Annotated in this window: 11 protein-coding genes and 1 riboswitch; of the genes, 6 read left to right on the top strand and 5 right to left on the bottom strand. The window is 67.7% G+C overall.

Annotated features, from left to right (window positions below):
- Positions 1 to 61 precede the first annotated feature (61 nt).
- Positions 62 to 715 carry a TetR/AcrR family transcriptional regulator gene (locus F3087_RS23780; protein ID WP_150404237.1) on the top strand — a complete coding sequence of 218 codons (654 nt, stop codon included), beginning with the start codon at positions 62 to 64 and terminating at the stop codon, positions 713 to 715.
- 227 nt (positions 716 to 942) lie between these two features.
- On the opposite strand, the gene metX is transcribed toward F3087_RS23780, so the two are convergent.
- The 3 genes from metX to F3087_RS23795 form a co-directional block, all read right to left on the bottom strand.
- Positions 943 to 2,061, bottom strand: a complete 1,119-nt coding sequence (metX, locus tag F3087_RS23785) for a homoserine O-acetyltransferase MetX (RefSeq protein WP_150404290.1) — start codon at positions 2,059 to 2,061, stop codon at positions 943 to 945.
- 38 nt (positions 2,062 to 2,099) lie between these two features.
- Positions 2,100 to 3,437: a bifunctional o-acetylhomoserine/o-acetylserine sulfhydrylase gene (locus F3087_RS23790; RefSeq protein WP_150404238.1), complete on the bottom strand. Its 1,338-nt coding sequence runs from the start codon at positions 3,435 to 3,437 to the stop codon at positions 2,100 to 2,102.
- A gap of 93 nt (positions 3,438 to 3,530) precedes the next feature.
- Positions 3,531 to 3,641, bottom strand: a riboswitch (SAM riboswitch).
- Positions 3,642 to 3,692: 51 nt separating this feature from the next.
- Positions 3,693 to 4,400, bottom strand: a complete 708-nt coding sequence (locus F3087_RS23795) for a TetR/AcrR family transcriptional regulator (protein ID WP_150404239.1) — start codon at positions 4,398 to 4,400, stop codon at positions 3,693 to 3,695.
- A 127-nt stretch (positions 4,401 to 4,527) separates the two neighbouring features.
- Between F3087_RS23795 and F3087_RS23800 the strand changes: the two genes are divergently transcribed.
- Together F3087_RS23800 and F3087_RS23805 are read left to right on the top strand one after the other, a co-directional pair.
- Complete coding sequence (locus F3087_RS23800) at positions 4,528 to 6,030, top strand: MFS transporter (RefSeq protein ID WP_150404240.1); 1,503 nt, start codon at positions 4,528 to 4,530, stop codon at positions 6,028 to 6,030.
- A 307-nt stretch (positions 6,031 to 6,337) separates the two neighbouring features.
- Positions 6,338 to 7,555, top strand: a complete 1,218-nt coding sequence (locus F3087_RS23805; RefSeq protein WP_150404241.1) for an NADP-dependent isocitrate dehydrogenase — start codon at positions 6,338 to 6,340, stop codon at positions 7,553 to 7,555.
- Positions 7,556 to 7,760: 205 nt separating this feature from the next.
- Here the strand turns inward: F3087_RS23805 and F3087_RS23810 are convergent, their stop codons facing one another.
- Positions 7,761 to 8,831 (bottom strand): NAD(P)-dependent oxidoreductase, encoded by a 1,071-nt coding sequence (locus tag F3087_RS23810; RefSeq protein ID WP_317983933.1) that lies wholly within the window; start codon positions 8,829 to 8,831, stop codon positions 7,761 to 7,763.
- Here F3087_RS23810 and F3087_RS23815 point away from each other — a divergent pair.
- The 3 genes from F3087_RS23815 to F3087_RS23825 all read left to right on the top strand — a co-directional run bounded on the left by F3087_RS23815 (position 8,784) and on the right by F3087_RS23825 (position 11,940).
- Positions 8,784 to 9,803 (top strand): helix-turn-helix domain-containing protein, encoded by a 1,020-nt coding sequence (locus F3087_RS23815; RefSeq protein ID WP_223885289.1) that lies wholly within the window; start codon positions 8,784 to 8,786, stop codon positions 9,801 to 9,803. The genes F3087_RS23810 and F3087_RS23815 overlap by 48 nt on opposite strands.
- 275 nt (positions 9,804 to 10,078) lie before the next feature.
- Positions 10,079 to 11,245, top strand: coding sequence for an MFS transporter (locus F3087_RS23820; RefSeq protein WP_150404291.1), 1,167 nt, complete (start codon positions 10,079 to 10,081; stop codon positions 11,243 to 11,245).
- A 50-nt stretch (positions 11,246 to 11,295) separates the two neighbouring features.
- A complete protein-coding gene (locus F3087_RS23825) occupies positions 11,296 to 11,940 on the top strand; it encodes a TetR/AcrR family transcriptional regulator (protein WP_150404243.1) in 645 nt (214 codons plus the stop codon).
- A 3-nt stretch (positions 11,941 to 11,943) separates the two neighbouring features.
- On the opposite strand, the gene F3087_RS23830 is transcribed toward F3087_RS23825, so the two are convergent.
- Entirely contained in the window at positions 11,944 to 13,596 is a 1,653-nt protein-coding gene (locus F3087_RS23830; RefSeq protein WP_191094113.1) for a purine-cytosine permease family protein, read from the bottom strand.
- Between the last annotated feature and the right edge of the window lie 298 nt (positions 13,597 to 13,894).

Here is a 13,894-nt window from a genome sequence, read left to right on the forward strand (position 1 = left end):
CGGAAGGATTCGGGTTCGAGCCCGGATGCTGTCAGGATGGACCGATGGAGGTGCAACGGCAGTGACCACATCGCGCACCGCGGCGGACCGGCCGCGCCGGCGCTATGCGCCACGCCTGCCGCCGGAGCAGCGCCGGGCCCAGCTGCTCGACGCCGCGTTCACGGTGCTGAGCCGGGTGGAGCTGCACGAGCTGAGCATGGAGGCGGTCGCCCAGGAGGCGGGCGTCGGCAAGCCGGTGCTCTACACCGTGTTCAAGACCCGCGCGGAACTTGTTGCGGCGCTGCTGGAACGCGAGCGCGAGCGCGGCCTCGAGCAGGTCGCCGATACCCTGCCGACCGACCTGATGGGCGCCGACCCGGTGGTCGCCGCCTCGGCCACGGTCGAGGCGTTCGTCGGTGTGGCACTGGAGAATCCGACCCGCTGGCGACTGATCCTCGCCGGACCGGGCAACGCCCCCGACGAATACCGGGAGGCACTGCGCCATTCGCGCGCGGGCATCTTCGATCAGGCCGAAGCGCTGGTCCGGATCGGCACCGCGCTCGAACCCCGATGGGCCGGAGTGGATTCCGCGCTGCTCACCAACTCGCTGCTCCAGGTCGCCGAGATGCTCGGCCGGCTGGCGGTCAGCGAGCCCGACGAATACCCCCGCGAACGCCTCCAGGGCTTCGTCCACGCCATCGTCGGCCTACTGGTCGGCGCCCCGCCCGCCGACTGATCACGCGCACCAATTCGCACGCCGCGCACATGATCGCCAGCAGTTTTGGACGCAACTCGCGAATCGATGCGCAGCAGCCGAAATGTTGCGCGGCAGGTAGCTACCGCACGCCGCGCGTCAATTCGCTCGCCGCGAGTGGAATCGCCAGTGGTTTTGGGCGCTGCGCGACAATCGGTGCGCGGCACTTGAACCTCTGCGCGGGGAAAGCTGTTGCGTCCGAGGTGGGTTCAGCTGGTGGGTTGACGGCTCTGCTGAGCCAGCCGCATGGTCTCGGTCAGCAGTTTGGACACAGCCGCGGCTTCGGTGAGGAACCCGTCGTGTCCGTCCCGCGAGTGCACGACCTCGAGCCCGTCGCACCCCGGCAGCCCCTCGGCCAGTTCCTGCTGCGTGCGCAGCGGATACAGCCGATCCGAGTCGACCCCGCCGACCACGCACGGCACCGGCGTAGCGGCCAGCGCCGCCCGCACTCCGCCGCGGCCACGCCCGATGTCGTGCCGGTTCATCGCCTCGGTCAGCAGCACGTAGGTGCCGGGATCGAACCGCCCGCACAGCTTGTCGGCCTGATGATCCAGGTAGCTCTGCACCGCGTACCGGCCGCCGCGCCACGGATCCTCGGCGCCCTGCGCGCCGTTCTCGAACCGGTGATCCAGCTCGTCCTCGGTGCGATAGGTCAGGTGCGCGATGCGCCGGGCGATGCCCATGCCGGTCATCGGCGCGCGGTCGGTGTCGTGATAATCGCCGCCCTGCCAGTCCGGATCGGCCTTGATCGCGGCGATCTGGGTGGTCTGGGTGCCGATCTGATCGGCGGTGGCGCGCGCGCCGACGGCCAGCACCAGCGCGGAGCCGACCCGGTCCGGCGCGCCGACCATCCACTCCAGCACCCGCATGCCGCCCATCGACCCGCCGACCACGGCGGCCAGCCGCTCGATGCCGAGCCGGTCCATCAGCGCCGCCTCGGCCGCCACCTGGTCCCGGATGGAGATCTCCGGAAACCGTGCGCCCCAGGGCTTTCCGTCCGGCGCCAGGGTCGACGGCCCGGTGCTGCCCTGGCAGCCGCCGAGCACGTTCGTCGCGATCACACACCACTCGTCGGTGTCGAGCGGACAGCCCGGTCCGACCATCCCGTCCCACCAGCCGGGCAGCGGGTGGATGTCGTCGGGGTGGCCGACCACGTGCGAGTCACCGGTCAGCGCGTGCTCGACCAGCACCACGTTGTCCAGCGTGGGGGAGAGCTCGCCCCAGCGCTGCACCGCGAGGTGCACCTGCGGGATGACCGCGCCGCTCTCCAGCTTGACGTCCCCGATGGCGATGATGCCGAGCCGCCCGTCCGGGGGTGGCAGGGCCACCCCGGACGAACGGGCGAAACTCGGTTCGGTACTCAAGGTCACGTCGCCGCCGCCGCGAAACCGGCACGCAGGTCGCTCAGGATGTCCTCGATTCCCTCGATGCCCACCGCCAGACGGACCAGACCCGGGGTGACGCCGGCGAGCAGTTGCTCTTCGGGTGTCAGCTGCGAGTGTGTGGTCGACGCGGGGTGAATCACGAGAGAGCGCACATCTCCGATGTTAGCCACATGGCTGTGCAGGGCTAATCCGTCCACGAACTTCTTGCCCGCATCGACACCACCGCGCAGCTCGAAGGCGACGATCGCGCCGGGCCCCTTCGGCGCCAGCTGCTGCGCGCGCTCGTACCACGGCGAGTCCGGCAGACCGGCGTAGATCACCTTGGTGACGTCGGGCTGCTGGGTCAGGAATTCGGCGACCGCCTTGGCGTTGGCCACGTGCCGCTCGACCCGCAGGCTGAGCGTCTCGATGCCCTGGCTGATCAGGAACGCGTTGAACGGCGAGATCGCCGAACCGAGGTCGCGCAGCAACTGCACGCGCGCCTTGAGCGCGAACGCGGGCGCGCCGAGATCGGCGAACACCGCACCGTGGTAGCTCGGGTCCGGGGTGGTGAAACCGGGGAAGCGCGGCTGGCCCTGCGCGTCGGTCACCGTCCAGTCGAAGTTGCCGCCGTCGACGATCACGCCGGCCACCGCCGAGCCGTGCCCGCCGAGGTACTTGGTCGCCGAGTGCACGACGATGTCCGCGCCGTGCGCCAGCGGCTGGATCAGGTACGGGGTGGCCACCGTGTTGTCCACGATGAGCGGCAGCCCGGCCTCGTGGGCGATAGCGGAGATGCCGGGGATGTCGAAGATGGCGCTGCTCGGGTTGGCGATGGTCTCGCCGTAGAACGCCTTGGTGTTCGGGCGGATCGCGGCCCGCCACTGGTCCAGGTCGTCGGGATCGTCGACGAAGGACACCTCGATGCCGAGCTTGGGCAGCGAGTAGTGGAAGAGGTTGTAGGTGCCGCCGTAGAGGTGCGGGCTGGACACGATGTGGTCGCCCGAGGACGCCAGGTTCAGGATCGCGAAGGTCTCCGCGGCCTGGCCGGAGGCCAGCAGCAGGGCCGCGACACCGCCCTCGAGCGCGGCGACGCGCTGCTCGACCACGTCCTGGGTCGGGTTCATGATCCGGGTGTAGATGTTGCCCGGCTCGGCGAGCCCGAACAGCGCCGCGGCGTGATCGGTGTCGCGGAAGGCGTACGAGGTGGTCTGGTAGATGGGCAGGGCCCGGGCGCCGGTGGTGCTGTCGGGGGCCTGGCCCGCGTGCACCTGCTTGGTCTCGAAGGACCACTGCGCGGTGGGATCGACGTCGGCCGCGGACACGGTGGAATCACTCATGAGCTTTGCTCCAATGAAAAGGGTTGTTCGCCAGAACTACGGGGGTTATCGGGATTTGGGCGAAGTACAACAACACATTTCGGGAACCTCCTGAAAGCGCGCTTGCTCTCGACCTTCGAGAGCCCGGTCATCACCCGGAGCACCCCACCGCTGCTGGAGGGTTGCCGTCCAGCAAGCCGGGGCTTCGCGCTGGCACTCATGACCTGAGGGCATCATAACCGGCTGCCCCGCGACAGCCGAAACCTATCCGCGAACTCAGCCGGAAGCGCTGGTCCGCGCGCCGCCGCAGACCCGGACGAACTCGTCGAACGCCGCGCAGAACGAGTTGCGGCCTGCGGTCGCGGCCTCGTGCAGATCCTCGTAGTCGAACATGCTCTCCCCGCACTCCATCGCGAGATGGGCGATGAGCTGCCAGGAGCCGAGGACCAGCCGTACCGGCAGTGCGCAGGGCGTGGTGCCCATTCGTTCGGCGACCACCGCGGCGATGGCGATGTTCTTGTTGTCCGCGTGCTCGAGGCTGCGCGCGCTGACCGCCGGACTGCTGCGCACGATCCGCTGCATCTGCTGGAACTGCCGGAACGAGATCGGCCCGCCGCGGGGTTCGTTCGCAGCCTGGTCGACCACCCGCAAGAACGCCGTACGCAGTGATTCCAGTTCGTTGTCGGTGACCGGCAGTTCGCGCAGCGTCTGCGCCACGGCCTGACCGAAGTCCTGCACCGGCCCGAGGACGATGTCCTCTTTGCTGTCGAAGTATCGGTTGATCGTGCGCGGCGAGACGTCCGCGGCGTGGGCGATCTGTTCGACCGTCGTCGCGTCGAAACCCTGTGTGTCGCACAGGTTCAGCCCGACCTCGATGATCCGCAACCGGGTCTGCTGCTTCTTGCGTTCGCGCAGGCCGGGATGTGCGTTCGCGGGGGGCTCCGCTGCGGCACTCGCGCCCGTCGGCGTCGGTGACTCGAGCATGTTCACACCCTATCGCAACCCAGTGTTTTCGTGTCTTTAACCGCCAAATGTCGTGTTGCGACATTTTGCTCTTGACGCCAAATGTCGCTTACTGACAGGATAGCCACCGAGTTCGAACGAAGAGGAGATGACCGTGACCGACACTGCGCAAGCGGTAGAAGTTCCCCAGAAACAAGGCAGTTCGGCACGCTGGTTCGCCCTCGGCGTGATCGCATTGGCCCAGCTCATGGTGGTGCTGGATGCCACAATCGTGACCATCTCGCTGCCCTTCGCCCAGGCTGATCTCGGCATCAGCGACGGCAACAAGCAGTGGATGCTGACCGCTTACACGCTGATCTTCGGCGGCCTGCTGCTGCTCGGCGGGCGGCTGGCCGACTACCTCGGCCGACGCCGGATGTTCATCGTCGGACTGATCGGCTTCGCCGGTGCGTCGGCACTTGCCGGTCTGGCGCAGAACGGCGCGGAGATGTTCGCCGGGCGTGCGCTGCAAGGCGCGTTCGCGGCCTTGCTCGCCCCCGCGGCGTTGTCGCTGTTGTCGGTGACCTTCACCGAGGCGCGCGAGCGGGCCACCGCGTTCGGCGTGTTCGCCGGCATCTCCGCCGGTGGCGCCGCGCTCGGCCTGATCGCCGGCGGCGCGCTCACCGAGTACGCCTCGTGGCGCTGGTGCCTGCTGGTGAACACCCCGATCGCGCTGCTCGCCCTGGTCGGCGCGCTGGCCTGGGTGGTCAAGGACGTGCCTGCCCCGCGGACCGGCGGCTACGACGTGCCCGGCGCGGTCACCGTGACGCTCGGCCTGATCTCGATCGTCTACGGCTTCAGCCGCGCGGCCGAGGACGGCTGGCTCTCCGGCAGCACCCTGGGCCTGCTCATCGCCGGCGCCGCGCTGCTGATCGCCTTCGTCGTGATCGAACGGCGCTCGGCCAATCCGCTGCTGCCGCTGCACATTCCGGGTGAGATCAACCGGGGCGGCGCGTTCCTGGCGGCGTTGCTCGTGCCGATCGCCATGTTCGCGATGTTCCTGTTCCTGAGCTACTACTTCCAGATCACCCTTGGCTACTCCTCGCTCAAGGCCGGCTTCGCGTTCCTGCCCTTCCCGGCCGGCATCGCGATCTCCGCGGGCATCACCAGTGCGCTGCTGCCGAAGCTCGGCCCGCGGCCGCTGATGGTGGCCGGCGCTGTGCTCGGCGTGCTCGGCCTGCTGTGGCTGGCCCAGCTCGGCTTCGGCGACAGCTACGCCGCCAGCGTGCTGCCGGCGCAGGTGCTGATCGCACTGGGCATGGGTCCGCTGTTCGTCGGCATGCAGACCGTCGCGCTGCACCAGGTCGAGGAGGCGGACTCCGGCGTGGCCAGTGCGCTACTGAACGCGGCCCAGCAGGTCGGTGGCGCGGTCGGCACGGCCTTGCTGACCACCATCTCGGTGCAGACCGCCAAGTCCTACGCGGAGAGCCACGCGACGATCGACAACCTGATCGCCCGCGCCTCGATCCACAGTTACGACGTGGCGTTCTACGTCGGCGCCGGATTCTTCCTGGCCGCCGTTCCGGTGATCGCGTTCATGATCAGGGACCGGCCGGAGAACCTGATCGAAGGTTCCGAGGACGGGGCGCGCCCGGTGCACGTCGGCGTCTGATATTTCCGCGAAATACCCCTCGGTCCGCGTATCGCCAGCTCGGCGATGCGCGGACCGAGGTCGTTGGGCGTGGCGAACGACGAATTGCGGAATGACCTACCAGTCAGTAAGTTCGTGGGGTTTCTCACTCGGGGGGCTGCCCGCACACCACGATCATCGGCAGCAGTACGCTTGTCTTGTTTGCACCACACGTCTCGCGGACAACGCGGGGCATATACGTTGTCTGTTGGAACAGCTGGGGTCCGCTCACAAGCGTGTTCACCTGGCCGTGCAATGAGGGCACCATCCTAGGAGGACACGAAGATCCATGTCCAAAATCAAGGTTGAAGGTACCGTCGTCGAACTCGACGGCGACGAGATGACCCGGATCATCTGGCAGTTCATCAAGGACAAGCTGATCCACCCGTACCTCGATGTGAATCTCGAGTACTACGACCTGGGCATCGAATACCGGGATAAGACGGACGATCAGGTCACCGTCGACGCGGCCGAGGCGATCAAGCGCCACGGCGTCGGCGTCAAGTGCGCCACCATCACGCCGGACGAGGCGCGCGTCGAGGAATTCGGCCTGAAGAAGATGTGGCGGTCGCCCAACGGCACCATCCGCAACATTCTCGGCGGCACCATTTTCCGTGCGCCGATCATTATCTCCAACGTTCCGCGCCTGGTGCCCGGCTGGACCAAGCCGATCATCATCGGCAGGCACGCGTTCGGCGACCAGTACCGCGCCACCGACTTCAAGGTGTATCAGGCCGGCTCGGTCACCATCACCTTCACGCCGGAGGACGGCAGCGAGCCGATCCATCACGAGGTCGTGAAGATGCCCGAAGACGGCGGCGTCGTCATGGGCATGTACAACTTCAAGGCTTCGATCATCGATTTCGCGCGGGCCTCGTTCAACTACGGCCTGCAGCAGAACTACCCGGTGTATCTGTCCACGAAGAACACCATCCTCAAGGCCTACGACGGCATGTTCAAGGACACCTTCCAGGAGGTGTTCGATGCCGAGTTCAAGACCCAGTTCGACGCGGCGGGCCTGACCTACGAGCACCGCCTGATCGACGACATGGTCGCCTCCTCGATGAAGTGGGAGGGCGGCTACGTCTGGGCCTGTAAGAACTACGACGGTGACGTGCAGTCCGACACCGTGGCGCAGGGCTTCGGCTCGCTCGGCCTGATGACGTCGGTGCTGCTGACCCCGGACGGCAAGACCTGTGAGGCGGAGGCCGCGCACGGCACCGTCACCCGGCACTACCGCCAGCATCAGCAGGGCAAGCCGACCTCCACCAACCCGATCGCGTCGATCTTCGCCTGGACGCGCGGGCTCGAGCACCGCGGCAAGCTGGACAACACCCCCGAGGTCATCGGCTTCGCGCAGACCCTCGAGGATGTCGTCATCAAGACCGTCGAAGGCGGCCAGATGACCAAGGACCTCGCCTCGCTCGTCGGCGGCGATCAGGGCTACCTGAGCACCGAGGAATTCCTCGGCGCCCTGGACGCCAACCTGGCCCGCGCTCTGCGCTGAGCTCCTCCGCCTCTCCGCGACTTTTGCCGGTCGCGGGTGCCGCGAGATTTTCGTGGCGGGCTGCCGGTGACGGCATGGATGGGCGCTGGGCGTACCCGGTGAGTTACCCATGTTCGAGCGAAATCAGATGTCGCCCGGGCAGGCTGAAATGAACAACGGGCACCCGCACCACATCGTGGTACGGGTGCCCGGACTGTTTTTCCGGTCAGGCCGGGACCGGATTGTCGCGGAGCACCGAGACGGCGCGGGTGAAGTTGTCCGCGCCGAGGCCGCGTGCCACGCCCGTCTCGAGCAGCCGCTGGAGCGGGTCGAGCAGGTCGGTGGGCACGCCTTGATCGCGGCTCACGCCGCGGATCGTCTCCAGCACCGCGCCCATCTCCGCGATGCTCGCGAAGGTCGGCGCGAACTCGCCCGCGTCGACTTCGGCGGCCAGGCCGGGCAACAGGTCGAGCAGCGCGCGCAGCCATGGCACCAGGAACTCGGTGGTGAGCCGGTGCGCGGTGGCCGGCTCGCCGCCGAGCATCGCCGTCGCCTGGAAGAAGCCGCCGAACATGCCGTACATGCCGGCCAGCACCGCCATGTCGTGCAGCGCCGCCAGTCCGGCGTCGGCGCCGAGGTAGGTCGCGGCACCCAGCTCCGCGATCGTCGTGCGGTGTTCGGCCGCCGCGTCTGCCGATCCGCTGTAGGGAATCAGCGCGTCGGTTGTGCCGAGGGTCGCGGGCATGCCGAGGATCGCGCCGTCCAGGAATCGTCCGCCCTGCGCGGCTATCCGAGTCGCGAGGGCGCGTGCGTCGTCGGGGCGACCGGTCGAGACGTTCAGCACGGTGCGTCCGGCCACCGCGTCGGGGACGGTGTCGAGTAAGGCTGCTACGCCCGCGGTGTCGATGTGTGAGAGGACGATCAGTTCGCCGGCCGCGATGGCGGCGGCGAGGGATTCGGCGCGTTCGGCGCCGAGGTCGTCCAGGTGCGCCGCCCGGCCCGGCGTCCGATTCCACACCGTCGTCGGGTAACCGGCGCGCAGGTAGCGTTCGGCGATCGCCGAACCCATCCGCCCGAGGCCGAGCACCGTCACCCGCGTGCCGGCCGTGTGATCGCTGGTCATGCGTTCCTCCGTAGATCCGTGAGTTCGTCGGGTGGGCGCCCGGTGCCCAGTTTTCGCGGACGGAGCGGACCGCGCGAGTGGCAGGACCGACCGGTGGCGAACGGTTCCCGCCATATCCTGGCGGGCATGACCGGCCATACCGTCGCCATCGCCGTCACCCCCGGCGTGCTGCATCCCTGGGACCTCTACGAACTCGGCGCGATCTTCGGCACGCCCCAGCCCGACCTCGCCGATCCCTGGTACGAGCTGCGGATCTGCTCGGTGCTGCCGGAAGTCCCCGAATCCGCCGTCGGGCACGGCGCATTCCTGCGCGCCGAGTACGGCGTGGCCGAACTGGTCTCGGCCGACACCGTTTTCGTGCCGTCGATCGCCTACGACTGCACCACCGACGATCGTCCGGTGCCGCCCGAATTGCTCGACGCCCTGGTCGAGGCGCATCGGCGCGGCGCGCGGATGGTCGCGCTGTGCAACGGCGCCTTCGTGCTCGGCGCGGCGGGTCTGCTGAACGGTCGCCGGGTCACCGCGCACTGGGAGCACGCGGCGGTGCTGGCGCGCCGATTTCCCGCCGTCGAGGTGGACGAGTCCGCGCTCTACGTCGACGACGGCGACATCCTCACCAGCTCGGGAATGACCGCCGCGCTGGATCTTTCGCTGCACCTGGTTCGTCGCGACTTCGGCGCCGCCGTGGCGAACCGGCTGGCCAGGCGGCTGGTGGCGCCGCCGAGCCGGACCGGCGGCCAGGCCCAGTTCGTCGACCTGTCCGTCTCGGCACGGGCCGAGGCCGACCTCGGTCCGGCGCTGGAATGGGCGGTCGAACACCTCGACGAGCCGCTGACTGTCGAGCTGCTCGCCGCCCGCGCCACCATGAGTCCGCGCACCTTCCATCGGCGGCTGCGGCAGTCGATCGGCTCGACGCCGAAGCAATGGCTGCTGACCCAGCGCCTGGCCCGCGCGCAATCCCTGCTCGAGTCCACCGATTTCGGCATCGATCGGATCAGCCGGATGTGCGGCCTCGGCACCGCCGCCCAATCTGCGGCGGCACTTCGCCGCGGTCGTCGGGGTCACGCCGGTCGAATACCGCCGCACCTTCGAGCAACGTCCGGCGTGAATTTCCTGGAGCCGGAAGCGAATCCGACGCCCCGATGACGCTGGCCACATCCGGTGCCCCGGGTGTCCGAGCCGGCGTGGGGTACGCGATTGTTTCCGAATGGAATTTGCCAGGTCGGGCGCCCGCGGTGTCCCTGATGCGCGGTTTTGCATTCTGACCTGCACGTTTTCTTGATGTTAGCGTGTCTCAACTCACGTTTACTCGGGAAGCGAAACGGCCAGTGGAAGCGTTTCATGGATACGTGACCACACCCCTCGCTACCCAGGCCCCCGCACGCCCCGAGGCCGCGCGGACGACTTGGCATATGCCTGCCATGCTCGCGCTGGCGCTCGGCGGGTTCGGTATCGGCACAACAGAATTCGTCACCATGGGTTTGCTGCCGGAGATCGCGCGCGCCATGGGTGTTTCCGAGCCGACCGCAGGCCACGCGGTATCGGCGTACGCGCTCGGCGTGGTGATCGGCGCGCCGGTGATCGCCGCCGTGTTCGCCCGGGCTTCACGGAAGAAGTTGCTCATCGCCTTGATGGCGGCGTTCACCCTGGGCAACGTGGCGACCGTGCTCGCCCCCACCTTCCACCTGCTGGTGGTCGCCCGGTTCGTCTCCGGCCTGCCGCACGGCGCCTACTTCGGCGTGGCCTCGCTGGCCGCGGCCACCCTCGCCCCGGTGGGTCAGCGCGCGAAAGCGGTTGCCGCGGTTATGCTCGGTCTGAGCGCCGCCAATGTTGTCGGCGTTCCCGCAGCCACCTGGCTCGGCCAGCATCTCGGCTGGCGCGACGCGTACGTGGTGGTCGCGGTGATCGGGCTGGCGACGGTAGCCGCGCTGATCCGTTTCGTGCCGGAGCTCACCGGCATCACCATGACCAACCCGATGACCGAGCTCGGCGCCCTGCGCCGTCCCCAGGTGCTGCTGACCCTGCTGGTCGGCGCGATCGGCTTCGGCGGCATGTTCGCCGTCTACACCTACATCACCACGACTCTCACCAGTGTGGCAGGCATGTCCGCCGGGCTGGTGCCGATCGTGCTGATGCTGTTCGGCGTCGGCATGGTGGTCGGCAATATCGTCGGCGGCGTGCTCGCCGACCGCGGTGTGGATCGGGCGATCTACGCCTCGATGATCGGCATGGCCGTCATCCTCGCGATCTTCGTCGCGGCGGCGCACAATCCGTACACCGCCGCGATCGGCGCGTTCCTGGTCGGCGCGACCGGTGCGTCGCTGGCGCCCGGCTTGCAGACCCGGTTGATGGACGTGGCGCACGAGGCGCAGACATTGGCCGCCGCGCTCAACCACGCCGCGCTGAACATCGCCAACGCCGGCGGCGCCTGGCTCGGCGGCGCCGTGATCGCCGCCGGACTCGGTTACACCGCACCCGCCGTGGTCGGGGCGGGCCTCGCCGTGGTCGGTGTGGTGCTGTTCGCGATCACCGTCGGGGTCGCCCGGCGCGACGCCCGCCTCGTCGCGGCGGCGGCTCTGGTCGCCTGACCCGACGCTTCGGCAACATACAGAGCTGTATGTAAGTGTAGAATCGCCGGATGGCCAGGATCGAAGTCGCGAAACCGCAGCGGCGCACCCAGGAACAGCGCAGCACCGAGATGCGCACCCGGCTGCTCGACGCGACCGTCGACTGTCTGGTCGAATACGGCTACGCGGGCACCACGACGCCCCGGGTCGCCGAACGCGCCGGCGTCACCCGCGGCGCCCAGGTGCATCACTTCGGTTCCAAGACCGACCTGGTCGTCGCCGCGATCAGCCATCTGGCCCAGCTGCGCGCCGAGACCGCGATGCGGGAGATGGCCAAGGTCGAGCGCGGCGACGACCCGGTCGCCGCCGCGCTGGAATTCCTGTGGGAACTGCATCAGGGCCCGCTGTTCATCGCGACCGTCGAACTGTGGGTTGCCGGTCGCACCGACCCGGTGCTGGCCGCCGCGATGGAGAAGGTCGAGCCGTTCGTCAACAACGCCGTCCTGATGGCCGTCGCCCGCTTCGTTCCCGACGAGATCCGCCGCAAAGAGGCCCGCGACTTCATCTACACCGCGATGGACGCCCTGCGCGGCATCCTCGTCTCCAACTTCGTCGACCCGGACAACGAACGCGCCCAACGTCGTTGGCGCCGCGCCACCGCCCACCTGCGCAACATCGCCGAGGCGGCCCTCGCCGACGTTCGCGCTACCGACTAGGGGTCAGTGCTGCCGGGGGAGTAGGTGGTCGCCGGCCTTGTCGGTGGAGAGGGCGAGCGAGCTGATGTACTGGATCTCGCCTTCCGGGCCCGGAACCGCCGAGGCGATCATGTCCGGCCGTTCGAATTCCAGGCCGGTCACGTGGCAGGTCAGCGTCTCGCCGGACGGGTTGCCGTGCTCGTCGAACATCGGCAGGTCGATGCCGTCGTCGGTGCGGCGCAGGTAGTACTTGCCCTTGGTGGCGATCGCGGTGAGCGGGGTGGCGACGAACGCGACCACCAGCGCGACGATCGGCGAGTACGGCTTCAGCAGCTCACCGAAGACGCCGAAGAACGTCATGATCGACAGCACCGCCGAGAGCCCGAATCCGACCAGCCCCACCGGGTTGAAGTCGTAGAGCATGCCGCGGCGGAACTCCGGCTGCTTCGGCGAGATCTTCAGCAGGTACTTGTTGACCGCGATATCCGTTGCGACGGTGACGATCCAGGCGATGCCGCAGTTGGCGTAGAAGCCGAGGATGTTGTTGAGGAAGTCGAACATGTTGGCTTCCATCAGGATCAGCGCGATCACCAGGTTCACCGCGAGGAAGATCAGCCGGCCGGGGTAGCTCTTGGTCACCCGGGTGTAGGAGTTGGTCCAGGCCAGCGACCCCGAATACGCGTTGGTGACATTGATTTTGATCTGGCTGATCACCACGAGCACCACGGCCAGCGTCATGGCCAGCCAGCCTGGCACCATGTCCCGGTAGATCTCCAGGAACTGATGCACCGGCTGGTTCGCGATGCCCTGCGCGGCAGGCAGATTCGCGATCAGGTACACCGCGAGGAACAGCCCGACCACCTGCTTGAGCGCGCCGAACACCACCCAGCCCGGACCGGCCAGCAGCATCCAGCCCCACCACTTGCGCGCGTTCTCCGGCGTGCGCGGCGGCATGAAGCGGAGGTAGTCGATCTGCTCGGCGATCTGCGCGATCAACGACAGGCACACGCCCGCGGCCAGCAGCGTGCCGGAAACGCTTACCCCGGAACCGTTCTCGCCGCCATAGGCGAAGAATGACGACACCGAATCCGGATGGCGCACCAGCAGGAATCCGAACGGCAGCACCATCAGCAGCAGCCACAGCGGAGTCGTCCAGACCTGCAGCTTGGCCAGCGTATTCATGCCGTAGATGACCAGCGGGAAGATGAGCAGCGTCGAGGCCAGATAGCCGAGCCAAAGCGGTATGCCCAGACCGAGTTCCAGCCCCTGGGCCATGATCGACCCCTCCAGCGCGAAGAAGATGAAGGTGAACGAGGCGAACACCACATTGGTGAGCACCGAGCCGAAATAACCGAATCCGCTACCGCGCGTGATCAAGTCGAGATCGAGGTTGTAGCGCGCCGCGTAATAGGCGAGCGGAAATCCGGTGACCATGATGACGATCGCGAAGAAACCGATGCCGAGCAGCGCGTTCCCGGTGCCGTGCGCGATGCCGATGTTCGCGCCGATGGCGAAGTCGGCCAGGTAGGCGATGCCGCCGAGGGCGGAGATGCCGACCACGGCCGGGCTCCATTTCCGGTAGCTCCGTGGCGCGAACCGCAGCGTGTAGTCCTCGAGGGTTTCCTTCGCCGCGGCGATCCCGTCGGAATTCGACGACCGGGTATCGAGCTCGACCACGTTTTACTCCTCATCCCCGCACCGATAACTGCAACCATTCGACGGTCGTACACGGTTGTGGACGGGGAATTTCCGAACGATTACGCGGCTGTTACGGCGTCGGGGGCGGTGAGGCACGTCACAGCGATGGCATCGAGATCTGGCCCAGGACCAGGAAATCGCTGCGTACCAGCGCAAACTGGCGATACATACACCTCGGGCTGTATGTCGACGGCCGGGTGTTACCACCTGGCTATTCGGTATCCGCAACCTGCGGTAACGCTGACAACCTTGCGTACTTACATACATCTCTGTATGT

This window comes from Nocardia colli, assembly GCF_008704205.1.
Taxonomy (GTDB): domain Bacteria; phylum Actinomycetota; class Actinomycetes; order Mycobacteriales; family Mycobacteriaceae; genus Nocardia; species Nocardia colli.

What these genes read in the sequence shown, in the direction of transcription:
- F3087_RS23795 (WP_150404239.1), bottom strand. Translation starts at nt 4,400, where the DNA reads ATGCTCGAGTCACCGACGCCGACGGGCGCGAGTGCCGCAGCGGAGCCC.
- F3087_RS23810 (WP_317983933.1), bottom strand. Translation starts at nt 8,831, where the DNA reads ATGCAGCACGCCGGGGGTGACGGCGATGGCGACGGTATGGCCGGTCAT.
- F3087_RS23825 (WP_150404243.1), top strand. Translation starts at nt 11,296, where the DNA reads ATGGCCAGGATCGAAGTCGCGAAACCGCAGCGGCGCACCCAGGAACAG.
- F3087_RS23820 (WP_150404291.1), top strand. Translation starts at nt 10,079, where the DNA reads ATGCTCGCGCTGGCGCTCGGCGGGTTCGGTATCGGCACAACAGAATTC.
- F3087_RS23805 (WP_150404241.1), top strand. Translation starts at nt 6,338, where the DNA reads ATGTCCAAAATCAAGGTTGAAGGTACCGTCGTCGAACTCGACGGCGAC.
- F3087_RS23815 (WP_223885289.1), top strand. Translation starts at nt 8,784, where the DNA reads ATGACCGGCCATACCGTCGCCATCGCCGTCACCCCCGGCGTGCTGCAT.
- F3087_RS23800 (WP_150404240.1), top strand. Translation starts at nt 4,528, where the DNA reads ATGACCGTGACCGACACTGCGCAAGCGGTAGAAGTTCCCCAGAAACAA.
- F3087_RS23790 (WP_150404238.1), bottom strand. Translation starts at nt 3,437, where the DNA reads ATGAGTGATTCCACCGTGTCCGCGGCCGACGTCGATCCCACCGCGCAG.